22 protein-coding genes are annotated in these 24731 nt (G+C 64.9%); 14 read left to right on the top strand and 8 right to left on the bottom strand.

All coding sequences use genetic code 11. The annotated features are described in order from the left end of the window. Positions 1 to 300 precede the first annotated feature (300 nt). The 8 genes from ACODSK_RS12880 (at position 301) to ACODSK_RS12845 (ending at position 10796) form a co-directional block, all read left to right on the top strand. Entirely contained in the window at positions 301 to 2418 is a 2118-nt protein-coding gene (locus tag ACODSK_RS12880; protein WP_489016490.1) for a TonB-dependent receptor family protein, read from the top strand. Between the two features lie 133 nt (positions 2419 to 2551). After that, entirely contained in the window at positions 2552 to 3805 is a 1254-nt protein-coding gene (locus ACODSK_RS12875; RefSeq protein WP_489016488.1) for a cystathionine gamma-synthase family protein, read from the top strand. Between the two features lie 139 nt (positions 3806 to 3944). Further along, positions 3945 to 5384 (top strand): amino acid permease, encoded by a 1440-nt coding sequence (locus ACODSK_RS12870; protein WP_489016486.1) that lies wholly within the window; start codon positions 3945 to 3947, stop codon positions 5382 to 5384. A gap of 49 nt (positions 5385 to 5433) precedes the next feature. Beyond that, positions 5434 to 6324: a LysR substrate-binding domain-containing protein gene (locus ACODSK_RS12865; RefSeq protein WP_489016485.1), complete on the top strand. Its 891-nt coding sequence runs from the start codon at positions 5434 to 5436 to the stop codon at positions 6322 to 6324. Between the two features lie 18 nt (positions 6325 to 6342). Further along, entirely contained in the window at positions 6343 to 7698 is a 1356-nt protein-coding gene (gene thrC, locus ACODSK_RS12860) for a threonine synthase (protein ID WP_489016483.1), read from the top strand. After that, on the top strand, positions 7695 to 8132 hold the full coding sequence (locus tag ACODSK_RS12855; RefSeq protein ID WP_489016482.1) for an Lrp/AsnC family transcriptional regulator: 438 nt from the start codon (positions 7695 to 7697) through the stop codon (positions 8130 to 8132). Before thrC ends, ACODSK_RS12855 begins: the two co-directional genes overlap by 4 nt. A gap of 196 nt (positions 8133 to 8328) precedes the next feature. Further along, positions 8329 to 9366, top strand: coding sequence for a homoserine dehydrogenase (locus ACODSK_RS12850; protein WP_489016481.1), 1038 nt, complete (start codon positions 8329 to 8331; stop codon positions 9364 to 9366). An 11-nt stretch (positions 9367 to 9377) separates the two neighbouring features. Beyond that, on the top strand, positions 9378 to 10796 hold the full coding sequence (locus ACODSK_RS12845; protein ID WP_489016480.1) for an aldehyde dehydrogenase family protein: 1419 nt from the start codon (positions 9378 to 9380) through the stop codon (positions 10794 to 10796). Here the strand turns inward: ACODSK_RS12845 and ACODSK_RS12840 are convergent. Together ACODSK_RS12840 and ACODSK_RS12835 are read right to left on the bottom strand one after the other, a co-directional pair. Next, entirely contained in the window at positions 10788 to 11687 is a 900-nt protein-coding gene (locus tag ACODSK_RS12840) for a DMT family transporter (RefSeq protein WP_489016478.1), read from the bottom strand. The two genes, ACODSK_RS12845 and ACODSK_RS12840, sit on opposite strands and share 9 nt — an antisense overlap. Positions 11688 to 11709: 22 nt before the next feature. Further along, positions 11710 to 12336, bottom strand: coding sequence for a glutathione S-transferase family protein (locus ACODSK_RS12835; protein WP_489016476.1), 627 nt, complete (start codon positions 12334 to 12336; stop codon positions 11710 to 11712). 84 nt (positions 12337 to 12420) lie between these two features. Between ACODSK_RS12835 and ACODSK_RS12830 the strand changes: the two genes are divergently transcribed. Together ACODSK_RS12830 and ACODSK_RS12825 are read left to right on the top strand one after the other, a co-directional pair. Next, entirely contained in the window at positions 12421 to 13248 is an 828-nt protein-coding gene (locus tag ACODSK_RS12830) for an AraC family transcriptional regulator (protein WP_489016474.1), read from the top strand. Then, positions 13248 to 13934 carry a TraX family protein gene (locus tag ACODSK_RS12825; RefSeq protein ID WP_489016472.1) on the top strand — a complete coding sequence of 229 codons (687 nt, stop codon included), beginning with the start codon at positions 13248 to 13250 and terminating at the stop codon, positions 13932 to 13934. The genes ACODSK_RS12830 and ACODSK_RS12825 overlap by 1 nt, the downstream gene beginning before the upstream one ends. 113 nt (positions 13935 to 14047) lie before the next feature. Here the strand turns inward: ACODSK_RS12825 and ACODSK_RS12820 are convergent, their stop codons facing one another. Next, positions 14048 to 14587, bottom strand: coding sequence for an RrF2 family transcriptional regulator (locus ACODSK_RS12820; protein WP_489016471.1), 540 nt, complete (start codon positions 14585 to 14587; stop codon positions 14048 to 14050). A gap of 152 nt (positions 14588 to 14739) precedes the next feature. Here ACODSK_RS12820 and ACODSK_RS12815 point away from each other — a divergent pair, with 152 nt between their 5' ends. Continuing rightward, positions 14740 to 15927: an NAD(P)/FAD-dependent oxidoreductase gene (locus tag ACODSK_RS12815; protein WP_489016469.1), complete on the top strand. Its 1188-nt coding sequence runs from the start codon at positions 14740 to 14742 to the stop codon at positions 15925 to 15927. A 280-nt stretch (positions 15928 to 16207) separates the two neighbouring features. Here ACODSK_RS12815 and ACODSK_RS12810 read toward each other — a convergent pair whose 3' ends face one another. Then, a complete protein-coding gene (locus ACODSK_RS12810; RefSeq protein ID WP_489016468.1) occupies positions 16208 to 16819 on the bottom strand; it encodes a hypothetical protein in 612 nt (203 codons plus the stop codon). A 328-nt stretch (positions 16820 to 17147) separates the two neighbouring features. Between ACODSK_RS12810 and ACODSK_RS12805 the strand changes: the two genes are divergently transcribed. Beyond that, positions 17148 to 18014, top strand: coding sequence for a phytanoyl-CoA dioxygenase family protein (locus ACODSK_RS12805; protein ID WP_489016466.1), 867 nt, complete (start codon positions 17148 to 17150; stop codon positions 18012 to 18014). After that, positions 18011 to 18733 (top strand): TylF/MycF/NovP-related O-methyltransferase, encoded by a 723-nt coding sequence (locus ACODSK_RS12800; protein WP_095156909.1) that lies wholly within the window; start codon positions 18011 to 18013, stop codon positions 18731 to 18733. The genes ACODSK_RS12805 and ACODSK_RS12800 overlap by 4 nt, the downstream gene beginning before the upstream one ends. A gap of 165 nt (positions 18734 to 18898) precedes the next feature. On the opposite strand, the gene lpdA is transcribed toward ACODSK_RS12800, so the two are convergent. From lpdA to ACODSK_RS12780, 4 genes are read right to left on the bottom strand one after another with little or no spacing between them, the layout of a single operon-like run. After that, positions 18899 to 20287 (bottom strand): dihydrolipoyl dehydrogenase, encoded by a 1389-nt coding sequence (gene lpdA / locus ACODSK_RS12795; protein WP_489016464.1) that lies wholly within the window; start codon positions 20285 to 20287, stop codon positions 18899 to 18901. 2 nt (positions 20288 to 20289) lie between these two features. Continuing rightward, positions 20290 to 21585, bottom strand: coding sequence for a dihydrolipoamide acetyltransferase family protein (locus ACODSK_RS12790; protein WP_489016462.1), 1296 nt, complete (start codon positions 21583 to 21585; stop codon positions 20290 to 20292). After that, positions 21586 to 22644, bottom strand: a complete 1059-nt coding sequence (locus ACODSK_RS12785) for an alpha-ketoacid dehydrogenase subunit beta (protein ID WP_489016460.1) — start codon at positions 22642 to 22644, stop codon at positions 21586 to 21588. 1 nt (position 22645) lies between these two features. Then, positions 22646 to 23878, bottom strand: coding sequence for a 3-methyl-2-oxobutanoate dehydrogenase (2-methylpropanoyl-transferring) subunit alpha (locus tag ACODSK_RS12780; RefSeq protein WP_489016458.1), 1233 nt, complete (start codon positions 23876 to 23878; stop codon positions 22646 to 22648). Between the two features lie 199 nt (positions 23879 to 24077). Between ACODSK_RS12780 and bkdR the strand changes: the two genes are divergently transcribed. Continuing rightward, positions 24078 to 24569, top strand: a complete 492-nt coding sequence (gene bkdR / locus ACODSK_RS12775; protein WP_489016457.1) for a Bkd operon transcriptional regulator BkdR — start codon at positions 24078 to 24080, stop codon at positions 24567 to 24569. Positions 24570 to 24731: the final 162 nt, after the last annotated feature.

Genomic DNA, 24731 nt, shown 5'->3' with positions numbered 1-24731 from the left:
TGCTGGCCTCATCGTCGGCAAGCCGACTCCCACAGGGATCTGGGCCAGCCACAGTGTCTGTGCCTGGCTCGGTTCCTTTGGGAGATTCCATGGTGGCAGGCAAGCAGATAGATGTTGTGACTGCTGGCCTCATCGTCGGCAAGCCGACTCCCACAGGGATCTGGGCCAGCCACAGTATTTGTGCTTGGCTCGGCCCCTGTGGGAGCTGGCTTGCCAGCGATAGCTATGGTGAGTTCAGCAATGATTACCTTGGTTCATCCGCACCAGATTTTCCTACATCGTTTTCGCAGATTTTTTCTTATGCCCAATCCGCCCAAGCACCCAGGCCGTTTCACGGCCCGTGTTCCGCACCTTTGTTTTTGCATCGCCTCTCTTGCAACCGCCACCCCAGCTCTGGCCGAGGACCAGCCACTCACCCTCGACCCGCTCGCCGTGACCGGCACCTACCTGCCGTCCGCCACCTTCGACGTCCCGGCCTCGCTGGATATCGTCGGGCGCGAGCAGTTCAGCGACGGCCAGGCGGGCGTCAACCTCTCCGAAGCGCTGTCGCGGGTACCCGGGGTGGTGGTGCAGAACCGTCAGAACTACGCCCAGGACCTGCAGATTTCGACCCGGGGCTACGGCGCTCGCGCCGCCTTCGGCATCCGCGGCATCAAGCTGCTCAGCGACGGCATCCCCGCCAGCACCCCGGACGGACAGGGCCAGGCCGCCTCGCTCAACCTGGACGTGGCGGACCGTGTCGAAGTGCTGCGCGGCCCGGCGTCGGCGCTCTACGGCAGCAATGCCGGCGGGGTGATCCAGATGTTCAGCAAGGACGGCAGCGGCCCGGCGACGATTGGCGCGAGTACCCTGCTGGGCAGTGATGGCTTCCTCAAGAACCGCCTGTACAGCCAGGGCGGCAACGACCAGGCCGGCTTCGTCCTGGATGCCTCGCGCATGGACACCGATGGTTACCGCGACCACAGTTCGGCGCGCCGTGACCAGACCTTCGCCAAGGTCCATGTGCGCCCCGACGACGACAGCCGCCTGGCGCTGATCTTCAACACCCTGGAGCAGAACGGCACCGAGGACCCGCTTGGCCAGACCTGGAGCGGCTACCGGCAGGACCGCCGCTCGGTCATCCCCCAGGCCGAGCAGTACGACACGCGCAAAAGCATCCACCACCAGCAGGTGGGCCTGAACTACGAGCGTGATTTCGGCGACGCCACCCTGCAGTTCAATGCCTATGCCGGCCAGCGCAGCGTGATCCAGTACCTGTCCATTCCGCGTGGCACCCCGGCCAACGAGCGCGGTGGCGGCGTGGTGGATTTCGACCGCGAATTCCATGGCGGCACCCTGCGCTGGATCCAGCCGATCAGCGCAGCACCGGGTAACCTGACCCTGACCGTCGGCGCCGACTACGACCAGAGCCGTGACGACCGCCGTGGCTACCAGAACTACAGCGGTACTACCCTCGGGGTGAAGGGCGAACTGCGCCGCGACGAGATCGACACCGCCACCAGCCTCGACCCCTACATCCAGGCCCACTGGGAACTGCAGCGCTGGACCCTCGACGCCGGCCTGCGCTACAGCAGCATGGAGATGGAGGTGGATGACCGCTACCTGTCCAACGGCGACGCCAGCGGCTCGAAAAAATACCAGCGGACCACGCCGACCCTGTCGCTGATGTACGCCTTCACCCCGGAGCTGCATGGCTATGTCAGTGCCGGCAAGGCCTTCGAAACCCCGACCCAGGCGGAAATGGCCTACGCGCCGGGCGTCAGCGAAACCTTCAACTTTGCCCTCAAGCCGGCCACCAGCACCCAGTACGAAATCGGCGTGAAGGCCCGGCTCAACGAGCAGGCGCGGCTGAACATCGCGGTCTTCGAAATCCACACCGAGGATGAAATCGTCGTCGCCGGTTCCAACTCCGGACGCACCAGTTATGCCAACGGCGGCAAGACCCTGCGCCGTGGCCTGGAAGTCGGCCTGCAAAACCAGCTCGCCGAAGACCTCGAACTGAACCTGGCCTACACCCACCTCGACGCCACCTACCGTGACGATGTGACCGGTGGCAGCAGCACGATCGAGAAGGGCAACCGCCTGCCGGGGGTACCGAAGGAGAGCCTGTTCGGCGAGCTGGTATGGAAGCCAATGGCCGGGTTGAGTACCGCCCTGGAGGGCCAGTACCGCAGCCAGGTGTATGTCGAGGACAGCAACGAACAGAAGGCCGCACCGGCCTACACCGTGTTCAACTGGCGCGCGCGCATGGAGCAGCAGCTCGACCGCTTTACCGTCTACGAGATGGTGCGCCTGGAGAACCTGCTCGACCGCCACTACGTCGGTTCGGTGATCGTCGGTGACGGCAATGGCCGTTACTACGAGGCGGCGCCGGGCCGTTCGTGGTATGCCGGGGCGGGGGTGGAGTACCGTTTCTGAGCCCGGCTTCGAGCCATTAAAAAAAGCTCCCCTCAGGCCCGGATAACATCGTTTTTCATGAGGGAGCAGCCTCCCTATAGTCCTCGCAGACCAGTCGAAACACACGCCGTGTTTCATCGATGCGAGAACAGACATGAACAACGAAGCAAAAGCCGCCCAGGGCGCGCAGCCGGGTATCGGCACCCGGGTGGTGTGGGGCGGCGAGCAGGTCGAGCATCCGTTCAACGCCACCCAGGCGCCGATCGTCCTCAGCGCCGCCTACGGCTACCAGGACATCGACGCCTGGTACGACGTCGCCCTGGGCAAGGCACCGGGCTTTATCTACAGCCGCATGAGCAACCCCACCGTCGCGGTGCTGGAAGACAAGCTGTGCGCGCTGGAGGGTGCCGAATCGGCGGTGGCCTTCAGCACCGGCATGGCGGCCATCAGCGGCGTGCTGCACACCTTCCTCGGCAACGGCAAGCGCGTGGTCTCGACTCGCGACAGCTACGGCGGCACCAACAAGATCTTCGAAGAATTCCTGCCCCGTCAGGGCGTCGAGGTGACCCTGTGCGACACCCTCGACACCGAAGCCATCGAGGCGGAGATCGCCCGTGGTTGTGACCTGGTCTACCTGGAAACGCCGAGCAACCCGACGCTGAAGATCCTCGATATCCGTCGCCTGGTGGCTGCTGCGAAACGCGTGGGTGCCCTGGTCGTTGCCGACAACACCTTCGCCACGCCGCTGAACCAGAACCCGCTGCAATTGGGTGTCGACGTGGTGGTGCACAGCGCCACCAAGTTCCTCTCCGGACATGGCGACGTGCTCGGCGGCGTGGTCTGCGGCGCCGAGGAACTGATGGCCCAGGTGCGCCATTACCGGGAAATCAACGGTGCGTCGTTGGACCCGTTTTCCGCCTACCTGATCATCCGCGGGATCAAGACCCTGGCCCTGCGCCTGCGCCAGCAACAGGCGAGCGCTCAGGCGTTGGCGGAGTACCTGGGCAGCGAGCCGCTGGTGGAGTCGGTCAACTACCCCGGCTTGCCCAGCCATCCCGGTCATGAGGTGGCCCGCTCGCAAATGAAGGGCTTCGGCGCGATCGTCAGCTTCGTGCTGGTCGGCGGCATGGACAGCGTGGTCAAGCTCCTGCCGTGCCTGCGCTACGCCCACCGGGCCGGCAATCTCGGTGCGGTGGAAACCATCTACGGGCCGGCACGGACCACCAGCCATGTGGAAAACACCCTCGAAGAGCGCCAGGCGCTGGGCATCTCCGAGGGCCTGGTGCGGATCTCGGTGGGCATCGAGGACACCGCCGACCTGCTCGCCGACCTGCGCCAGGCCTTCGCCACCCTGCGTGCCCGCCAGGACGACGTGCACGGTACTCGGCACAACGCCGTAACTGCCTGACCCCAAGGGCGGCCGGACCGGGATAGCCGGCCGCCCTGTTTCATGAAAGCCATAACAACAACAGCTGTTGGCACATCGATTTGTACTGCCTCGTTGTCGGTTTCAAGTTCATTGCCAGACACTTCATGAGAATCCAACCATGTCCAGCGAACACTCCTCTACGGCTTCGGCTCATCCGGCCGGCTACAAGAAAGAAATGCACACCCGCCATATCGTCATGCTGGCGCTTGGCGGGGTGATCGGCACCGGCCTGTTCCTCACTTCGGGCTATACGGTCAACCAGGCCGGCCCGCTCGGCGCGGTGATCGCCTATATCGTCGGCGCGGTGATGGTCTACCTGGTGATGGTCTGCCTCGGCGAACTGGCCGTGCAGATGCCGGAGACCGGCTCGTTCAGCAGCTACGCCACCCGCTACCTGGGCGCCGGCACCGGCTATACCGTGGCCTGGCTGTACTGGCTGACCTGGGCCGTGGCCATCGGCTCGGAGTTCACCGCGGCGGGCATCCTGATGGTGCGTTGGTTCCCCGATACACCGGTATGGATCTGGAGCGCGCTGTTCGCCGTTACCGTGTTCATGCTCAACGTGATCTCCGTGCGGCTCTTCGCCGAAACCGAGTTCTGGCTGTCGCTGATCAAGGTCCTCACGGTGGTCGCCTTCATCGTGATCGGCGCCGGGGCGATCATCGGTGTGTTCAATGTCCAGCATGTGCAGGGCATCGGCTTGTCCAACTTCACCCGCGAGGGCCTGTTCCCCACCGGGTTGCTGCCGATCGCCATGACCCTGCTGGCGGTGTCGTTCGCCTTCTCCGGCACCGAGCTGATCGGCATCGCCGCCGGCGAGGCGCGTGATCCGCAGGTCAGCGTGCCGCGGGCCATCCGCACCACGGTGGTCCGCCTGGCGCTGTTCTTCGTCGGCACCATCATCGTCCTCGCCACCCTGTTGCCCCGGGAGCAGGCGGGCTTGGTGGAAAGCCCGTTCGTGATGGCCTTCGACCTGATCGGCATCCCGTACTCGGCGGACATCATGAACTTCGTGATCCTCACCGCGCTGCTGTCGGCGGCCAACTCCGGTCTGTACGCCGCCTCGCGCATGCTCTGGACCCTCAGTGACCAGGGTCATATGCCGCCATGCTTCGCCCGCCTGTCGTCACGCGGCACGCCGGTCAACGCGATCATCCTGAGCATGGCCGGCGCGGTGGCCTCGCTGTTCAGCAGCGTGGTCGCGCCGGACACGGTGTACCTGGCCCTGGTGTCGATTTCCGGCCTGGCCGTGGTGGTGGTGTGGATGAGCATCGCCGCCAGCCAGATTGCCTTCCGCCGGCATTACATGGCCAACGGCGGTCGGGTCGAAGACCTGCACTTCCGCGTGCGCGGTTACCCCTGGGTACCGCTGGGAGCGATCGCCTGCTGCCTGCTGGCCTGCGTCGGCATCGCCTTCGACCCCGAGCAGCGGGTGGCGCTGTATTTCGGCCTGCCCTTCATCGCCTGGTGCTACTTCGTCTATTGGGTCACCCGCAAGAAGCGCGAGCAGCGCCTGGCGGCCCTGGCCCCGGCGCGGCCCGGTGTTGGCGCGATCTGATCGTTCAGGTCCATGATGGGCGGATCCCACCGCGAACGAGGTCGTGCCGATGAAACAGAAATCCCTGCCGCCACTGAACTGGCTGCGCTCTTTCGAAGTGTCGGCGCGATCATTGAATTTCACCCATGCGGCCGAGGAACTGCACCTGACCCAGGGCGCAGTCAGCCAGCAGATCCGGCAACTGGAGAGCCACCTGGGCGTGGCCCTGTTCAAGCGCCTGCCCCGGGGGCTCGACCTGACCGAGGAAGGGCAGTCCTATCTGCCGGTGGTGCAGGACGCCATCAGCCGCCTGGCGGTCGGCACCAATGAGATCTTCGGCCAGCACAAGCGCCGGCCGGTGAAGGTGCGCGGCAGCCTGTCGTTCCTGCAGTACTGGCTGGCGCCGAAGCTGGCCGGTTTCAGCCGTGAACATCCGCAGATCGACATCCGCTACATCAGCAACCTGTGGGTCAAGGCACCGGATGGCGAGGACGATCTCGAAGTGCGCTGGGGCAACGGCGAATGGCCGGGACTGCATGCCCAGCGGCTGACCTGGGACCACCTGGTGCCGGTGTGTTCCCCGGCGCTGCTGGCGCGCTCGCCGATCCGCCAGGCGCAAGACCTCCGGCACCATCCGCTGCTGCATGTGCTGGGTTACGAAGAAGGCTGGGGTTACTGGCTGCAGCGCATGGGCGCCGATCAGGTCGACTACTCGCGCGGGCTACAGTTCGACACGTTGATCTCGACCATCCGCATGGCGGAACTGGGGCAGGGCGTCGCGCTGGCGCGCTCTTCGGTAGTCGAGGACCTGCTGCGTGAAGGGCAGCTGGTCGCGCCCTTCAGCCAGCGCATCGAAGCCAGCGAATCCTTCTACCTGGTACGCGAGCAAGGGCGGCCGCTGCCGCCCGATGCCGCGCTGTTTTCAGCCTGGCTGGTGGCTCAGGCCCACCGGCCTTCTTGATGTTGTCCTGGAGCGTTCATGCACTATGTGAGTACCCGTAATGGCGCCGTTCGGGCGGATTTTCGCGAGGTCGTGCTGTCGGGGCCTGCCGCCGATGGCGGGTTGTACGTACCGGCCTGGTTGCCGCAGATCAGCCCGGAGGAAATCGCCAGCTGGTCGTGGCTGCCGTTCGACGAACTGGTCTGGCGGGTAATCGCACCCTTCGTCGGTGATGCCGTGGACGAGCGCACCTTGCGCGCCCTGCTCAGCGACAGCTACCGCGGCTTCAGCCATCGCGCCATCACGCCGTTGCAGCAGATCGGCCACAACGAATGGATTCTCCAGCTGTTCCACGGCCCGACCCGCACCTCGAAGGACTTCGCCGCCCAGCTCCAGGCCCGGCTGATGCGCCACTTCCTCGCCGACTCGCAGGAGCCGGCATTGGTGGTCGGTGCCACCAATGGCGATACCGGCGTGGCGGCCATCGAGGCGTTCGCCACATGCCCGAACCTGCGCCTGGCGATTCTCTATCCCCGCGATCAGGTTCCCGCCGATCGCCTCGCGGCCATGCAGGCGGCCGATCCCGAGCGGGTCCAACTGCTCGCCGTCGATGGCAGTTTCGATGATTGCCAGACCCTGGTGGCGCGGCTGTTCCGCGCCTGGCCGCTGGAGGGGGTGACCGCGGCCTGTTTCAACTCCAGCAACTGGGTCGGCGTGCTGGCCCAGATCGTCTTCTACTTCCATGCCGCCCTGCAGTTGGGCGGTGGTACCCGTCCGGTCGGGTTCAGCGTGCCGGCGGCCAGTTTCGCCGAGATCTACGCCGGTTTCGTCGCGCAGAAAATGGGCCTGCCGATCAACCAGGTGATTGTTTCGACCAACAGCAACGATGCACTGCACCGCTTTCTCCATCGCAACCGCTACGCCGCCCACGCCAGCCAGCGCACGCTGGCGCCGGGCATGGACTTTTCCCTGTACTCGAACCTGGAGCGCTTCATCTGGGAGTTGTACGGGCGCGACGGCGAGAGCGTCAGGACGCTGATGGAGCACTTCGAGGCCTGCGGCGAACTGAGCATCGGCAACCCGCAGTGGTTGCAGGCGCGGGTGCTGTTCGATTCCTACGCGGTGGACGAAGCCGAGGTACGGCGTGAGGTCGTCAGGTTGCGCGAAGAAAGCGCGACGGTGGTCGACCCGCAGGCCGCAGTCGGGGCGCTGGCCGGGCGCATGCACCGACGCAGCCTGGGCGCACCGATGGTGACCCTGGGCCAGATCGCACCGGAAAAGTCCGCCGTGTTGTCGGCGCAACCCACCAGAGATCCGCTGCCATCCACCTTGCGTCGCGACGACCTGGACGGCTTGTGCCAGGTGCTGCTGGCGGCGCAGTCGAGGTCGGCATGAAGCGCATCCTCGATCCACTGGACGAGCGCATCCTCGCCGAGCTGAGCGCCAATGCACGGATTGCCCATGCCGAGCTGGGGGCCAAGGTCAACCTGTCGCGCAATGCGGTGCGCCAGCGCATCGAGCGTCTGGAACGCGATGGCGCGATCCAGGGCTACACGCTGAAGCTGGGTGAATCGCGGCGGCCATCGTCGCTGATCAGCGCGGTGATCTTCGTCTATCGCCACGACCGCATGCGCGGTGACGATGTGCTCAGCACACTGCGCAGCCTGCCCGAGGTGGTGCAGTGCGAAGTGCTCAGTGGCGAGTTCGACCTGATGCTGCGGGTCAACGCGGCCAGCCCCGAGCGGGTGCATGCGGTGTGGAAGGACATCGCCGCCATGCCCGGGGTGGAAAATACCCTGACTTCCTTCGTGCTCTCCGCGGTTTTCTAAGACCTTTACGGCTGATGCCAGTCTGGGGCCACAAAGTGGCCCTAACTGACTGTCATTACCCTTTCCGCCTGGCTTCCTGCGCCCGCTCGGACCTTGGTCAGATCGCCCAGCAAATACAGCGTTCTGACCAATTCAACTGCCCTGGCCCACCTCGTACGCTGATTCCCATCGAACAACAGCAAAGAGGAATGCCTTCGTGACTGAATACAAGATTGCCCTGGTCGGCTTTGGCGGCGTGAACCGTGGTCTGGCCCAACTGATCGCCGAACGCAATGCCAGCTGGAAAGCCGCGCTGGGCTTCGGCTTGACCATCGTCGGCGTGACCGACCTGTTTCTCGGTTCGGTGGTGAATCGCAACGGCCTCGACGCCGCCGAGCTGGCCGCATTGCCGGCTGAGAAGGGCGCGTTGGCGCGGATTGCCGGCGGCACCGCCGAGGCGTTCAACGAGACCGTGATCAAGCAGTCCGACGCCGACATCATCGCCGAGGCCACCTTCACCAATCCCGTGGATGGCGAGCCGGCGGCGACCTTCTGCCGCTGGGCGCTGGAGAGCGGCATTCATGTGGTGACCACCAACAAGGGACCGATCGCGTTGCATGGCGCCGAGCTCAAGGCGCTGTCCCGTCGGCACCAGGTAGCGTTCGAGTATGAAGGCTCGGTGATGAGCGGCACGCCGGTGATCCGCCTGGCCCGCCAGGCCCTGGCCGGTTCGCAGATCCACGGCTTCGAGGGGATCCTCAACGGCACCTCCAACTATGTGCTGACCCGCATGAAGGACGGCCTGTCGTTTGCCGACGCAGTGGCCGAGGCGCAGCGCCTGGGTTACGCGGAGGCCGACCCGACCGCGGATGTCGAGGGGCACGACGTGCGCCTGAAAGTGGTGATCCTGGCCAACGAGTTGCTCGATGCCCGCCTGACGGTCGCCGACGTGGCGTGCTCGGGCATCAGCGCCATCACTGCCGCGGACATCGCCGAGGCCGAGGCGGCAGGGCAGTGCTGGAAACTGATCGGTTCGGCGCGCAAGGCGGCTGATGGCTCGGTCTCGGCCAAGGTCGAGGCGCGGTTGCTGCCGGCGGCGCATCCGCTGGCCGGGATTGCCGGCGCGGTCAATGCCGTGTCGTTCAACACTGACCTGCTCGGCGCCGTCACCGTGTCCGGACCCGGGGCAGGGCGTATCGAGACGGCGTTCGCCCTGCTCTCCGACATCATCGCCCTGCACACCCGCACCTGCTGAACGGAGGTCTTATGAATGTCTCTCACCTCGCCAGCGTTCAACCCCTGGCACCCAGTCATATCGATGTGCTCAGCCCGTTCGATGGCCGCCTGGTCGGGCGTGTGCCTTGCCTGGGCGCAGCCGACGTGCCGGCGCTGCTGGCGGCTGCCCGCAAGGGCGTGATCGACAGCGCGGCCATGCCCCGGCATCGCCGCGCGCGCATTCTCGAAGAGGCTGCGCGGCGGGTCGAGGCCGACGCCGAGGCGTTTGCCCGGTTGATCGTGGCCGAGGCCGGCAAGACCCTGCGCCAGGCGGAAAAGGAAGTGAAGCGCTGCGTCAACACGCTGAAACTGTCCGCCGAGGAAGCACGGCGCAATGCCGGCGAAGTGGTGCCGTTCGAGGCCTACGAGGGCTCGGAAGCACGGCAGGGCTGGTTCAGTCGCGAGCCGTTGGGCCTGATCGTGGCGATCACTCCCTACAACGACCCATTGAACCTGGTGGCGCACAAGCTGGGGCCGGCGATTGCCGGTGGCAACGCGGTGATTCTCAAACCGTCCGAGTTAGCGCCGTTGTCGGCGTTGAAACTGGTGGAGTGCCTGGTCCAGGCCGGGTTGCCGGAGAGCGTGGTGACTGTCGCTACCGGTGGTGTCGAGCTTGGCAGGGCGTTGGTGGCATTGCGCGAGGTGCGGATGATTTCCTTCACCGGCGGCTTCGTCACAGGCGAATCGATCGCCCGCGAGGCCGGGCTGAAAAAGCTCGCCATGGACCTGGGCGGCAACGCGCCGGTGCTGGTGCTGGAGGATTGCGACCTCGGCCTGACGGTGGAGTCCTGCGTGTCCGGCGCTTTCTGGGCGGCGGGGCAGAACTGCATCGGCACCCAGCGCATCCTGGTCCAGCGGCAGCTTTACCCGGCGTTCCGCGAACTGTTTGTGGCCCAGTCCGCAGCGCTGAAGAGCGGCGACCCGGCCAGTCGGGAAACCGATGTCGGGCCGATGGTCAACGAGCAGGCCGCGCGGCGTACCGAGTTGCTGGTGGAGGAGGCGCTGGCGCAGGGCGCGACCTTGCTCTGCGGGCATCGCCGCGACGGCGCGCTGTATGCGCCGACCGTGCTGGAGCAGGTCGGTCATGACAGCCGCCTTTGGCAGCAAGAGGTATTTGCGCCGGTGGTGATCCTTGAGCCGTTCGACGATCTCGACCAGGCCGTGGCCCTGGCCAACGCCCCGGAATACAGCCTGCATGCCGGGGTGTTCACCCGTGATCTCGGTACCGCCCTGAAGCTGGCCAAGCGTATCGAGGCCGGCGGGGTGATGATCAACGACTCGTCCGACTACCGCTTCGACGCAATGCCTTTCGGCGGTTTCAAATACGGCAGCCTGGGGCGGGAAGGGGTGCGCTTTGCCTATGAGGACATGACCCAGCCCAAGGTGGTGTGCATCAACGACCTAGGCTGATTCGGCCGTGGTCTCGGCGCGTTGCGGCGGCTTCAGCGAGCCGATGTACACCGCCAGCACCGTCAGCAGCGCGCCACCGATCTGCACCGCCGAGCTGGGCTTGCCAAGGAAGGCCACGTCGACGAAGTAGGTGATCACCGGCTCCAGCAGCAGGATCAGCCCGGCCAGGCCGAGGCTGATGAAGGCGATGGAGCGATTGACCATCAGCCAGCCGACGAATTGCACCATCACCCCGTAGATCACCAGCATCAGCAGGGTCTGGCCATCGCCGATGGCCAGGCTTTCGCCGCGCAGCAGGGCATAGCCGAGCATGATCAGGCCGGCCCAGAGGCTCAGGTTGAGCATCTGCGCGAGCGTGTCGCCGCCGCCTTCGGGCAGGTTGCTGGCGGCTTTCAGGTAGTACACGCAGATGGCGTAGGCCAGGCCCGAGGCGATGCCGAATGTCACCCCGCGGATACCGAGGCTGCTGGTCATTTCCGGAGCCAGCAGCAGGTACAGGCCGAAGAACGCCAGGACGATGGCCAGGCTGAAGTTCAGCGACGGTTTTTCCTTGAGCAGCCAGAGGCCGAGCAGGGTCATGAAGAACACCTGGCAGTTGGTCAGGATCGAGCCGATGCCCGGGCCGACGATGTAGATGCTGTGGTGCCAGAGGATCAGGTCGATGGCCAGGAATACCCCGGCCAGTGCGGTGAGTTGCGCGGCCTTGCGGCTGGGCAGGCGCACCGGCACCTTGCGCCACTTGAGGGTGAGGTAGAACAGGATCGAGGCGAACAGCATCCGGTAGAAACCGGCGCCGCCCGCGCCGATGTCGGCGAAGGCCACGGCCAGCGCCGAGAGGCTGAGCATCAGGCCGCCAAGGGTCAGTTCGAGCAGAGCGCGTTTGTTGTGCATGACAGGGACTCGCGAATCAGGATCAGGGCCGGGTGGTGGCCAGGTGCAGCCAGGTGCGTACGGGGCCGAAGTCGAAGATGGCGTCGGCATAGGGCTGGAGCGCTTCCGGCAGCTCGATGCCGAAGCGGCGGAAGCGGAACAGCACCGGGACGTACATGGCGTCGACGATGCCGAAGTGGTCGCCGCACAGGTAGGTGGCGTGGCCGCTGCGGGCGCGCAGGTCGGTCCAGATCTGCAGGATCCGCGCGATCTCCTCGCGGGTCTGCTCGGTCAGTTCCGGGCGTTGATCGCCAGTGCCCAGGCCGAAGGACATCTGTGTGCGCAGATTGACGAAGCCGGCATGCATTTCCGCCGCGGCAGCGCGGGCGAGGGCGCGCAGGTCGAAGTCCTCGGGCCAGAGGTCGGCATCGGGATGCAGGTCGGCGGCGTACTCGGCGATGGCCAGGCTGTCGTTGATCGTCAGGTCACCGTCGATCAGTACCGGCAGCTTGCCCGAGGGCGAGTGGGCGAGGATGTTGGCCCGGGTGTCGTCCTGCTCCAGCAGGACCTGTTCGAGGTCCGCCTCGATTCCGGCTGCGGCCAGCACCAGCCAGGCGCGCAACGACCAGGAAGACTTGTTGAAATCACCGATTACCAGCTTGATTGCCATGGAAGGGAAACGCCTGTTAGCTTGAATGGAAATCAAACTTAACAAGTTGTTTCGTGCGTCGATTGTACGAAACTGGACAGCCGCATGAACGACGGATCGCCCACCACCGCCAAGGACTTTTCCAGCTTCCAGCGCATCCCCGAGGGCCGCTGCGAGCTGCTCAGTGCGCGCTACAGCCAGCAGCATTTCGGTCGCCATTCCCATGATCGCTATGGGTTCGGTGTGATTACCCGAGGGGTGGAGAAACTCTGGTACCGCGGTGCCCATCAGTTCGGCACGGCGGGTACGGTGGTCACCCTCAGTCCCGGTGAAATCCACGACGGCGTGCCGGTGGATGGCGCCGGTTGGGAGTACCGCATGCTCTATGTCGATCCGCAGTGGTTGAACGATGTGGTGTTGCACGGTGCTGGCGGCGCTGCCTCGATTCACCTGTTCCGTGAGGCCATGGCGGACGATCCTGGCCTGGCTGCGCGCCTGCTGGACGCGCACCACCGCATCAGCACGTCGCAGCTGTCGCTGGAGCGCGAGACGGTGTTGATCGAAGTGCTGGCGGCGTTGTTCGAGCGCCATGGTCATGCCGCGCAGCCACTCCGGCGTCCGGAGCGTGCGGCGGTCGCGCGGATTCGGTCACTGCTCGACAGCGAGTCGGAGCTGAACCTGTCCCTCGAATCCCTCGGTGAGGAAGTGGGCATGGACCCGCTCTACCTGATCCGTGTGTTCAAGCGCGAGGTCGGCGTGGCGCCGCACAGCTATCAGATCCAGATGCGCGTCGCCCGGGTGCAGGCCTTGCTGCGGGGCGGCATGGACCTGGCCGAGGCGGCCGTGGCCTGCGGATTTTTCGACCAGAGTCATATGGCGCGCGCCTTCAAGAAGGTCGTCGGGGTCACCCCGGCGGCGTTCCGTTCGCGCTGATGGCCCGCTCGGCCTCCCTCGACCTGCTCAAGTGGCTGGCCATCGTCAGCATGATCGGCGATCACCTGCGCTATCTCTGGCCACAGCAGGACTGGTTGTTCATCAGCGGGCGCCTGGCGTTTCCGTTTTTCTGTCTGGCGCTGGCGGCCAACGTAGCGCGCTCGACGGCTGTCAGATGGCATTACCTGTGGTGGTTCCTGGGTTTCTCGCTGCTCTCGGAAGTGCCGTATCGCTGGCTCGACAATGGCTCGCAGACCCTCAACGTCATGCCCACCCTGACCCTCGGCCTGCTGCTCGCCTGGGGTGTGCACCTGCGCACTCGCGTCACCGCTGGCATGGCGCTGCTGGCGGTGGTCGTCGGCGTGTTGGGGAATGACTGGCTGATGTATGGCTTGCCCGGGGTGCTGTTGCCGGCGGCTTTGCTGATGGCGGTCAAGGACGGGCGCCATACCTGGTTGGCGGGTTTGCTGGCGGTGGCGGGCAATCTGACCAACAGCTGGCTGTTCCACCACCCTTTGGCGCCGGTGTCCTTGCTGGTGATGGCGGTGGCGTTCATGGCGGTGTTTTTCGGTCTGGAGTTGCTGCGCCGCGAATGGCCCGGGCGCGTGCCGCCGGTGGGGCGCTGGGCCTGGGTGTTCTATCCGCTGCACCTGGCGGTGATCAAATTGCTGAGTGCTGTCGTGTAGCGGCTGGCCCCATCGCTGCATGGGTATCTACACATCTCGAGCACAGATACTGTGGCAGACCCAGCACTCTGTGGGAGCCGGCTTGCCGGCGATGAGGCCAGCCGCTACACCACTCAGGCTTCAACCAGCGGAATATCCCCGGCGCCTTTCCTGTCTCGCCGTCCACCCATCCAGTCATCGACCTGCGCACTGAACCCGGCCGGGGCCTTGCGCCCGACCCGGCGCGCCAGGTCGAGCACGGTCTGCTGGGCCAGGGCTTCTTCCATGCGCTTTTGCGCGGTGATCATCGCCGCATGTACCGCACACGGACCTTCGGTGGCCCAGCCCGGCGGTTCGCCGTCGAACAGCGCGCAGCGCCCGCGGATTTCGCGGCAATCGAAAATCAGTTTCTGCCCGTCGATGGCGCCGACGATATCCAGCAGGGTGATTTCGTCGGCCGGGTGGGCCAAGCGAAAGCCGCCGCGCACGCCCTCGGTGGCCACCACCAGCCTGGCCTTGGCCAGCTTGGTGAAGATCTTCGCCAGGTAGTCCTGGGGCACGCCTTGCAGCTCGGCCAGGTCGCGCACACTGGCGTCACGGCTTTCGCCACCGTCCCCGACCAGGAATATCAGGCAATGAATGCCGTATTCGACCCCCGCGCTGTACAACGACATCTGCCTATCTCCGACTGAACTGGTCGCCAATAGTAGCGCCTGATCCGAACCACAGCAAAGCAGGCTGCCGACCAATGGTGGCTTGATTTTATAAACTACGACTAATACAGTCGTAGTTATTGAATCGAACCTCACTGATGCGGAGCAACACGATGAAGCAGCACATTCTTGTTCTTGGCGCCGGCTTCGGCGGTCTGTGGAGCGCCCTCAGCGCTACCCGCCTGCTGGAGATGCACGGCCGTGCGGATATCCAGGTCAGCGTCCTCGCGCCCCAGGCCGAGCTGCGCATTCGCCCGCGCTTCTACGAGCCTGATGCGGCCAGCCTCATGGCACCGCTGGGTGAACTGTTCGCGGTGACCGGAGTGCGCTTTGTCCAGGGCCTGGCACAGCAGATCGATGTGGCTGGCAAGCGCGTCGAGTACCTGGACGGGCACGGCCAGGCGGCGGTCGCGCATTACGATCAACTGGTACTGGCGACGGGCAGCGGGCTGGCCCGCGCGGTCGAGCATGCCTTCGACGTGGACCGTATCGAGGAGGCCGTGCGCCTGGAGGAGCATCTGAAATCCCTGGCCCAGCGCCCCGATTCACCAGCGCGCAATACCGTGGTGGTAGCCGGCGGCGGCTTTACCGGGATCGAGACCGCCACCGAGATGCCGGCGCGCTTGCGCGAGGTATTGGGTGAGGACGCCCAGGTGCGGGTGGTCGTGGTCGACCGCGGCCAGGCCATCGGTGCCTCCCAGGGCGTCGAGATCGCTCGCTCCATCGCCGAGGCCAGCGCCGAACTGGGCGTGGAATGGCGCTTGAACGCGTCGGTGGAAGTGGTGGACGCCGAGGGCGTGACCTTGTCGGATGGCCAGCGCATCGAGGCCAGCACCGTGATCTGGACCACCGGCGTGCAAGCCAGCGCGCTGACCGCGCAGATCCCTGGCGAGCGTGACCGCATGGGCCGCCTGCATGTCGATGAGCACCTGCGGGTGATCGGTCAGGACGCGATCTTCGCCGCGGGGGATACCGCCTATGCGGCTACTGACGATCTGGGTAACCACGCGCTGATGACTTGCCAGCACGCCATCCCGTTGGGGCGCCATGCCGGCAACAATGCGGCAGCGCAGTTGATCGGGGTGGAGTCGACGGTCTATCGCCAACCGAAATACGTCACCTGCCTCGACCTGGGCGGCTGGGGTGCGGTGTTTACCGAAGGCTGGGAGCGCCAGGTGAAGCTGGTGCGGGAGGAGGGCAAGGCGCTGAAACGGCAGATCAACACCCAGTGGATCTACCCGCCGGTGGCGGACAAGGCCGTGGCCCTGGCGGCTGCGGATCCGTTGATTCCGATTGCCTGAAGCTGTTGTGTAACGGCTGCCGGCCTCATCGCCGGCAAGCCGGCTCCCACGGGGTCCCGGTCGACTACAGGACCGAGACCAGACACAAATCTTGTGGGAGCTGGCGTTGCCAGCGATGAGGCCCGCAAGAACAACACAAGCCAAAGCGATCGATGTCGAGGCAGATGGCCTCATCGTCGGCAACGCCGACTCCCACAGGGTCCCGGGTCGGCCGCAAGAGTCAGGCCAGCCACAGAACCTGTGGGAGCTGGCATTGCCAGCGATGAGGCCCCAAGGCTCATCACACCTTGAACGGATCCTCCCGGTCTTCCTTGTCCTTGCGCAACTGCGCAGGATCCGTTGCCTCCACCTCGCTCACCGGCCTGATCAAGGTCTGTGCCGCCACGGCGGCCTGCATCTGCGGCTCCACCTGGGCCATGGACTTGATCTCGCCTTCTTCCTTCATGCGCTGGGCAATCTGCTTGTCGATGGCGTCCTTCTTCTCCGGCGGCAGGGCCTCGTAGTCTTCCTCGGTCAGCCCCAGCTCGTTGAGCATCTTCAAGCGGATCTTCTCTTCCGGCGACAGCGCCATGTAGTCGCGGAACTCCTGGGCCGCGGTGCGGGTGGTCGGGGTGCCTTCCTCCGACTCGCTGACGCTGGCGGACTCATTGCTGCCACTGTTCTGCAAGGCCACCTTGAGCTTGGCGAAGGCCTCGTCCTGGGCATCCTTGGCGTCCTGGTAGGTCGAGTCGGAGGCGCTGCGCGAAGCGGCGGCGCTGGCGACGGTGGTCACCGACGAAGCGGTCGCGGTTTCCGCCTGATAAGCTTGCCCGTCGACGCCGGACACGGCGGGAAGGCTACGTTGCTGCTGGATGGCTGCGTTCTGCCAGCCATGGCCATTGATGATGCTCACGGGATCATTCTCCTTGGTTGGGCACAGGTCATGGTTGCAGGGCAAGAGCTGTGCCAGGCTGGCGGAACCCTTGCAGGACGGGGCTTCGAGGATTTGCACAGGGTTCGCCATTGCCTTGCGGAGGAAGACCCTTGCCGCTGGCGGCAAGACTGGCGGCATTAAAGTTTGCCCCTGCGATGCCGATCACAAGAACACCAGAGCCGGGCCATGACCCGGATCCATGCGGTTGGAGTTCCCTGCCGGAAGGGCAGGGGGACGTCGCCTTGCGTCCACTTCAATTCATGGCCCGCCTTGCGGCGGGCATCAGTCTTTATGAGGAAGAGGCACTATGAATCTCTACATCAACCAGTTGCAGAAGAAGCCGGCATTCCGCGAGCGCGTCTATGCGGGCGACATCTTCCTCGATACCCAACTGCGCAGCGCCCACGAGCTCTGCGCCCTGGCCCGGCACAGCATCACCGAGGCCTTCGACGGCGAGACCGACCACGTCTCGCTGCACAAGAAGATGCCGGTGGAAACTTTCGTTGACCACGTCACCCGGCTCAAGCGCAAGTTCACCAACGGCCCGCAGGCCAAGGCGCTGATCCGCGACTACATCCTCGAAATCGGTGCCGACCCGCAGGACTACATCTTCGACGTGCCGCGGGTGCGCGTAGTGCCCAACTACGACTACCTGCACGCCGGCGTCAGCTATGCCTACAAGCCGCACCGCGACACCTGGTACGGCAGCGTCGACTGCCAGCTCAACACCTGGATGCCGATCTACAGCATCGAGCCCGAGCAGACCATGATGATCAACCCGGCCTACTTCACCCGGCCGGTGCAGAACTCGTCCCATGCCTGGAGCCTGACCGACTGGATCAACAACCAGCGGCTCAAGGCCAAGGACAACATCACCCAGGAAACCCGCGTGCATCCGGTGCCCCTGGAAGAAATCGACGACTCCTCGGAGATCCGCATCGCCGGCAACAGCGGCGAGATCCTGATGTTCTCCGGCGCCCACCTGCACGGTACCGTGGCCAACCATACCGACCGCATCCGCTTCAGCGTGGACTTCCGCCTGATCCACCTGCAGGACCTGATTCAGAAGCGCGGCGCAGCCAACGTCGACAACGGTTGTTTCGACGTCGAAGCCGGCTTCAAAGACCTTTTCCATGCCAGCGACTTTTCGCAATTCCAGGGAGTTAATCCATGACCAAGCGTCGCCTGACTGCTGCCGAGGTCGAGTACAACGAAAAGCGCGCCAGCGTGCTGAGCCGCGTCGATGCCCAATACGTGGCCGACGCCCCCTTCGTCTTCGCCAACCGCATCGCGGTGACCGCAGCACTGTCGCGCATCGAACTGTTCAAGATGGTCCAGGACATCCCGGGCGCCATCGTTGAATGCGGCGTGTACAAGGGCAACTCGTTGATGCTCTACATGCAGCTGTCGATGATCCTAGAACCCTATGCGATCAACCGTTCGATCATCGGCTTCGACACCTTCCAGGGCTTTGCCAGCATCGACCAGAAGGAAGACCCGGCGGACATCAACGAAAGCATGTTCTCCGACACCGACGAGACCCTGATCCAGGACATGATCGACGCCAACGACCTGGTGCGTCCGGTCAACCGCATCCCGCGCTGCGAGATCGTCAAGGGCGACATCCTCGAAACCGTACCGGCCTTCGTCAAGACCCGTCCGGACCTGGTGGTGGCGATGCTGATCCTCGACACCGATCTGTACTCCTCGACCAAGGTCGCTCTGGAAACCTTCCTGCCGTACATGCCCAAGGGCGCCATCGTGGTCCTGGACGAAGTCGCCTACCGCAACTTCCCCGGCGAAACCGCCGCCCTGCGTGATGTTCTTGACCTGAACAAGGTCGAGCTGAAGCGCCTGCCGTTCGATTCGTCGGTGGGTTACTTCCGCGTCTGACGGGACAGCACAAATAAAGAAGGCCGCTCATCGAGCGGCCTTCTTTTTGTCTGCGGACTTTGTGGGAGCGGGTTTACCGGAACTCCGGACCGCCGCGATTGCTTTAGTGGACTCACCTTCGTCATCGCGGGTGAACCCGCTCCCACAGTGGAGCGCGTCGTGCTTCTAGATATGCAACGCATGCCCCAACGCTCTCAGCGCCGCTTCCTGCACCGCCTCACCCAGCGTCGGATGAGCATGGATGGTCCCCGCCACATCCTCCAGCCGCGCGCCCATCTCCAGTGACTGGGCAAAGGCCGTGGACAGCTCCGATACGCCAACCCCCACCGCCTGCCAGCCGACGATCAGGTGATTGTCACGCCGCGCCACTACACGGACGAAGCCGCTTTTCGATTCCAGGGTCATGGCCCGGCCATTGGCGGCGAAGGGGAAGCTGGCCACCAGGCAGTCGAGGCCTTCGGCCTTGGCCGTTTCCGGCGTCAGGCCGGCCACCACCAGTTCCGGATCGGTGAAGCACACCGCGGCAATCGCTGCCGGGGTGAAGGCGCGCTGCTTGCCGGCGATCAGCTCGGCGACCATCTCGCCCTGGGCCATGGCCCGGTGCGCCAGCATCGGTTCGCCCGCTACGTCGCCGATGGCCCAGACATTGCGCATGCTGGTCTGGCACTGGGCGTCGATGGCGATGGCGGCACCGTTCATCTTCAGGTCGAGGGCTTCGAGGTTGAAGCCCTTGGTCCTCGGCCGACGACCCACCGCGACCAGCACCTGGTCGGTGTCCAGGGCCAGGCTCTGGCCGTCCGGCTGGCGTACCGTCAGGCGCTTTTCCTTCGCGTCGAAGCCTTCGACGCTGTGGCCGAGGTACAGCTTCACCCCGAGCTTTTTCAGTGACTCGGCCACCGGCTGGGTCAGCTCGGCATCATAGGTCGGCAGGATGCGCTCGCGGGCTTCGACCACGCTGACCTCGACGCCGAGCTTGCGATAGACGATGCCCAGTTCCAGGCCGATATAGCCGCCGCCGACCACGGTCAGGCGCTTGGGCAAGGAGCTTGGCGACAGTGCTTCGGTGGAGGAAACCACCGGACCGCCCAGAGGCAGCATTGGCAGTTCGACGCTGCTGGAGCCGGTGGCGAGCAACAGGTGTTCGCAGCGGATGCGCAGGTCCTGGCCGTCGATCTCCACCAGCTTGCCGTCGATGACCTTGGCCCAGCCGTGGATGACCTTGACGTCGTTCTTCTTCAGCAGGGCAGCGACGCCACTGGTCAGGCGATCGACGATGCCGTTCTTCCAGGCCACGCTCTGGCCGATGTCCAGGCTCGGCGCGGCGACCTTGATGCCGAGGCTGGACTGCTGGCTGTGCGCCTGGGTCTGGTGGAACTGCTCGGCTACATGGATCAGCGCCTTCGATGGAATGCAGCCGATGTTCAGGCAGGTGCCGCCGAGGGCCTGGCCTTCGACGAGGATGGTCGGGATGCCCAGTTGGCCGGCGCGGATGGCGGCGATATAGCCGCCGGGACCGCCGCCGATGATCAGGAGAGTTGTGTCGAGGGTCTGCATGCTCACTCCACGAACAGGCTGGCGGGTTGTTCGAGCAGGCCACGTACGGCCTGGATGAATTGTGCGGCGTCCATGCCGTCGACCACCCGGTGATCGAAGGAGCTGGAGAGGTTCATCATCTTGCGGATGACGATCTGGCCGTTGACCACCATCGGCCGTTCGACGATGCGGTTGACCCCGACGATGGCCACTTCCGGGGTATTCACCACCGGCGTGCTGGCGATGCCGCCGAGGGCGCCGAGGCTGGTCAGGGTGATGGTCGAGCCGGACAGTTCTTCGCGGCTGGCCTTGTTGCTGCGTGCGGCATGGGCCAGGCGCGAGATCTCGCTGGCATTGGTCCACAGGCTGCCGGCTTCGGCGTGGCGCAGCACCGGCACCATCAGGCCGTTGTCGCCCTGGGTGGCGATGCCGACATGCACCGCGCCATGGCGGGTGATGACCTGGCCTTCGTCATCGTAGGTGGCGTTGATCTGCGGGAACTCGCGCAGGGCCACGACCATGGCGCGGACCAGGAACGGCAGCAGGGTCAGCTTGCCGCGGCTGTCGCCCCATTTCTTGTTCAGGTGCTGGCGCAGCTCTTCGAGGGCGGTGACGTCGATTTCCTCGACGTAGCTGAAGTGGGCAACGCGGCGCTTGGCGTCCTGCATGCGCTGGGCGATCTTGCGGCGCAGGCCGATTACCGGAATCTGCTCGCTGTCCTCGCGCTTGGCATAGCCGCTCGGTGCGGCCTGGCCACGACTCGGCTGGGTGAGGAAGGCGTCGAGGTCTTCGTGGAGGATGCGCCCGGCCGGGCCGCTGCCATGCACGTAGCGCAATTCGATACCGGCATCCCAGGCGCGCTTGCGCACGGCGGGGGAGGCCAGGGGCTTCTCGCTGGCCGCGCGCGGCACGATGGGGGCGCTCTGGGCAGTGCTCAGCGCCGCGGCTGGCGCGGCAGGTGCAGCCGGGGTTTCCACCTTGGCCGGCTCTGGCTTGGGCGACGCGGCGGGTTTGTCTGCCGCCGCGCTGGCTTTCTCGGCGCCTTCCTGGTGATCGCCGGCCTTGTGGTTGCCAGCGCCTTCCACTTCGATGCGGATCAGCTCGCTGCCCACCGCCATGACCTCGCCGGGCTGGCCGCCCAGGGCGAGGACCTTGCCGGAGACCGGCGAGGGGATTTCCACCGTGGCCTTGTCGGTCATGACATCGGCCACGACCTGGTCTTCGGTGATGGTGTCGCCGACCTTGACGAACCATTCCACCAGTTCAACCTGTGCGATGCCTTCGCCAATGTCCGGCATCTTGATGACGTGCGTGCCCATTCAGACCTCCATGACCCGTTTCAATGCCGCACCGACCCGCGACGGGCCGGGGAAGTACGCCCACTCCTGCGCGTGCGGGTAGGGGGTGTCCCAGCCGGTGACGCGCTCGATGGGCGCTTCCAGGTGGTGGAAGCAATGTTCCTGGACCAGCGACACCAGTTCGGCGCCGAAGCCGCAGGTGCGGGTGGCCTCGTGCACGACCACGCAGCGGCCGGTCTTCTTCACCGAGGCGACGATGGTCTCCAGGTCCAGCGGCCACAGGCTGCGCAGATCGATGACCTCGGCATCGACGCCGGTTTCCTCGGCGGCGACCTGGGACACGTAGACCGTGGTGCCGTAGGTCAGCACGGTGACATCGTTGCCCGGGCGGGTGATCGCCGCCTTGTCCAGCGGCACGGTGTAGTAGCCGTCCGGCACGGCGCTGGCCGGGTGTTTCGACCAGGGGGTTACCGGGCGGTCGTGGTGGCCGTCGAACGGGCCGTTATACAGGCGCTTGGGTTCGAGGAAGATCACCGGGTCGTCGTTCTCGATCGAGGCGATCAGCAGCCCTTTGGCGTCGTAGGGGTTGGATGGCATCACCGTGCGCAGGCCGCAGACCTGGGTGAACATCGCCTCCGGGCTCTGGCTGTGGGTCTGACCGCCGTAGATGCCGCCGCCGCAGGGCATGCGCAGGGTCAGTGGAGCGACGAACTCGCCGGCCGAGCGGTAACGCAGACGGGCCATTTCCGAAACGATCTGGTCCGAGGCGGGGTAGAAGTAGTCGGCGAACTGGATTTCCACCACCGGGCGCAGGCCGTAGGCACCCATGCCCACGGCGGTGCCGACGATGCCGCTCTCCGAAATCGGTGCATCGAATACCCGTGACTTGCCGTACTTGTTCTGCAGTCCTTCGGTGCAACGGAACACGCCGCCGAAATAGCCGACGTCCTGGCCGTAGACGACCACGTTGTCGTCGCGCTCGAGCATGATGTCCATGGCCGAGCGCAGGGCCTGGATCATGGTCATGGTGGTGGTCGACATGGCGTTTTCAACCTGGATGGAAGTGTTGTGATCGTTCATGTCAGATCCCCAGTTCCTGGCGCTGCCGGCGCAGGTGCTCCGGCATTTCCTTGTAGACGTCCTCGAACATCGAGGCCGGGCTCGGCATCTGCCCGCCGGCGAGGGTGCCGTACTGCTCGGCTTCCTTCTGCGCCTTGATGATCTCGGCATCCAGTTCGGCGCTGACCGCCTGGTGTTCCTCTTCGGACCAGTGGCCGTTGGCGATCAGGTGCTGCTTCAGGCGCACGATCGGGTCGCCGAGGGGGAAGTGAATCCAGTCGTCGGCGGGGCGGTATTTGGACGGGTCGTCCGAGGTGGAGTGCGGGCCGGCGCGGTAGGTGACCCACTCGATCAGGGTCGGGCCGTAGCCGCGGCGGGCGCGTTCGGCGGCCCAGCGCGAGGCGGCGTAGACGGCGACAAAGTCGTTGCCATCGACCCGCAGCGAAGCGATGCCGCAGCCGACGCCACGACCGGCGAAGGTGGTGGCTTCACCGCCGGCGATGGCCTGGAAGGTGGAGATCGCCCACTGGTTGTTGACCACGTTGAGGATCACCGGGGCGCGGTAGACGTGGGCGAAGGTCAGGGCGGTGTGGAAGTCGGACTCGGCGGTGGCGCCGTCACCGATCCAGGCCGAGGCGATCTTGGTATCGCCTTTGATCGCCGAGGCCATGGCCCAGCCGACGGCCTGGACGAACTGGGTGGCGAGGTTGCCGCTGATGGTGAAGAAGCCGGCTTCACGCACCGAGTACATGATCGGCAGCTGACGGCCCTTGAGCGGATCGCGCTCGTTGGACAGCAACTGGCAGATCATCTCGGTCAGCGATACCTCGCGGGCCATCAGGATGCTCTGCTGGCGGTAGGTCGGGAAGCACATGTCGCTGCGGTTCAGGGCCAGGGCCTGGGCGCTGCCGATGGCTTCCTCGCCGAGGCTCTGCATATAGAAGGACATCTTCTTCTGGCGCTGGGCGACCACCATGCGGCTGTCGAACTGGCGCGTCTTCATCATCGCGCGCATGCCCTGGCGCAGGACCTGCGGGTCGATGTCCTCGGCCCAGGGGCCCACGGCATTGCCCTCGGCGTCGAGCACGCGGATCAGGCTGTAGGCCAGGTCGGCGGTATCGGCAGGTTCGACATCGATGGCGGGTTTGCGGACTTGACCGGCGTCGTTCAGACGCAGGTAGGAAAAATCGGTCTGGCAGCCTGGCCGGCCGGTGGGCTCGGGCACATGCAAACGCAGGGGGGCGTACTCGTTCATGCTTTTTACGCTCGCTCTGTCTTGTGTTTTTGTTGAGCTTTGAAGCGGTAGCTACCGAACCCCGGCTTGTGACCAGGGAGTCAGTCTTACTTAAATGATATTCCGACCCCGGAAGAATATTTTTCTGATGTTGGTTGCCTTTGAATGGGCGGGCGGATAAATATTCTGCAAAACAACAACAGGCAGGAGAATTTATCTGATGCGAAAACTGGATCGTACCGACATCGGTATTCTCAACAGCCTTCAGGAAAATGCCCGGATCACCAACGCCGAGCTGGCCCGCTCGGTGAATCTGTCGCCGACGCCCTGTTTCAACCGGGTCAAGGCCCTGGAAGAGCTGGGGGTGATCCGCCAGCAGGTGACCTTGCTGGCGCCGGAGGTGCTGGGGCTGGATGTGAATGTGTTCATTCATGTCAGCCTGGAGAAGCAGGTGGAGCAGTCGCTGCACCGTTTCGAGGAGGAAATCGCCGAGCGCCCCGAGGTGATGGAGTGCTACCTGATGACCGGCGACCCGGATTATCTGCTGCGGGTGCTGTTACCGAGCATCCAGGCGCTGGAGCGCTTTCTTGATTATCTGACGCGTCTGCCGGGAGTGGCGAATATCCGTTCCAGCTTTGCCCTCAAGCAGGTGCGCTACAAGACCGCGTTGCCGTTGCCGGCCAATGGGCTGACCTTGCGCGAGTCTCGTTGATTCCACTCTTGTGTTGCTCTTGAGGGCCTCATCGCTGGCAAGCCAGCTCCCACAGGGTTTTGCATACACCGCGAACCTTGTGGGAGCTGGCTTGCCAGCGATGAGGCCCTCAAGAGCAACACACTTGCAAAGTGTAGAAAATCACGATCAGGCACCTGCTTA

This window comes from Pseudomonas sp. FG98 (assembly GCF_057808595.1).
Note: the sequence above shows the minus strand (reverse complement) of the source record. Positions and strands in the feature narration are given on the sequence as shown.

What these genes read in the sequence shown, in the direction of transcription:
- ACODSK_RS12880 (WP_489016490.1), top strand. Translation starts at nt 301, where the DNA reads ATGCCCAATCCGCCCAAGCACCCAGGCCGTTTCACGGCCCGTGTTCCG.
- ACODSK_RS12875 (WP_489016488.1), top strand. Translation starts at nt 2,552, where the DNA reads ATGAACAACGAAGCAAAAGCCGCCCAGGGCGCGCAGCCGGGTATCGGC.
- ACODSK_RS12870 (WP_489016486.1), top strand. Translation starts at nt 3,945, where the DNA reads ATGTCCAGCGAACACTCCTCTACGGCTTCGGCTCATCCGGCCGGCTAC.
- ACODSK_RS12865 (WP_489016485.1), top strand. Translation starts at nt 5,434, where the DNA reads ATGAAACAGAAATCCCTGCCGCCACTGAACTGGCTGCGCTCTTTCGAA.
- thrC (WP_489016483.1), top strand. Translation starts at nt 6,343, where the DNA reads ATGCACTATGTGAGTACCCGTAATGGCGCCGTTCGGGCGGATTTTCGC.
- ACODSK_RS12855 (WP_489016482.1), top strand. Translation starts at nt 7,695, where the DNA reads ATGAAGCGCATCCTCGATCCACTGGACGAGCGCATCCTCGCCGAGCTG.
- ACODSK_RS12845 (WP_489016480.1), top strand. Translation starts at nt 9,378, where the DNA reads ATGAATGTCTCTCACCTCGCCAGCGTTCAACCCCTGGCACCCAGTCAT.
- ACODSK_RS12840 (WP_489016478.1), bottom strand. Translation starts at nt 11,687, where the DNA reads ATGCACAACAAACGCGCTCTGCTCGAACTGACCCTTGGCGGCCTGATG.
- ACODSK_RS12835 (WP_489016476.1), bottom strand. Translation starts at nt 12,336, where the DNA reads ATGGCAATCAAGCTGGTAATCGGTGATTTCAACAAGTCTTCCTGGTCG.
- ACODSK_RS12830 (WP_489016474.1), top strand. Translation starts at nt 12,421, where the DNA reads ATGAACGACGGATCGCCCACCACCGCCAAGGACTTTTCCAGCTTCCAG.
- ACODSK_RS12825 (WP_489016472.1), top strand. Translation starts at nt 13,248, where the DNA reads ATGGCCCGCTCGGCCTCCCTCGACCTGCTCAAGTGGCTGGCCATCGTC.
- ACODSK_RS12820 (WP_489016471.1), bottom strand. Translation starts at nt 14,587, where the DNA reads ATGTCGTTGTACAGCGCGGGGGTCGAATACGGCATTCATTGCCTGATA.
- ACODSK_RS12815 (WP_489016469.1), top strand. Translation starts at nt 14,740, where the DNA reads ATGAAGCAGCACATTCTTGTTCTTGGCGCCGGCTTCGGCGGTCTGTGG.
- ACODSK_RS12805 (WP_489016466.1), top strand. Translation starts at nt 17,148, where the DNA reads ATGAATCTCTACATCAACCAGTTGCAGAAGAAGCCGGCATTCCGCGAG.
- ACODSK_RS12800 (WP_095156909.1), top strand. Translation starts at nt 18,011, where the DNA reads ATGACCAAGCGTCGCCTGACTGCTGCCGAGGTCGAGTACAACGAAAAG.
- lpdA (WP_489016464.1), bottom strand. Translation starts at nt 20,287, where the DNA reads ATGCAGACCCTCGACACAACTCTCCTGATCATCGGCGGCGGTCCCGGC.
- ACODSK_RS12790 (WP_489016462.1), bottom strand. Translation starts at nt 21,585, where the DNA reads ATGGGCACGCACGTCATCAAGATGCCGGACATTGGCGAAGGCATCGCA.
- ACODSK_RS12785 (WP_489016460.1), bottom strand. Translation starts at nt 22,644, where the DNA reads ATGAACGATCACAACACTTCCATCCAGGTTGAAAACGCCATGTCGACC.
- ACODSK_RS12780 (WP_489016458.1), bottom strand. Translation starts at nt 23,878, where the DNA reads ATGAACGAGTACGCCCCCCTGCGTTTGCATGTGCCCGAGCCCACCGGC.
- bkdR (WP_489016457.1), top strand. Translation starts at nt 24,078, where the DNA reads ATGCGAAAACTGGATCGTACCGACATCGGTATTCTCAACAGCCTTCAG.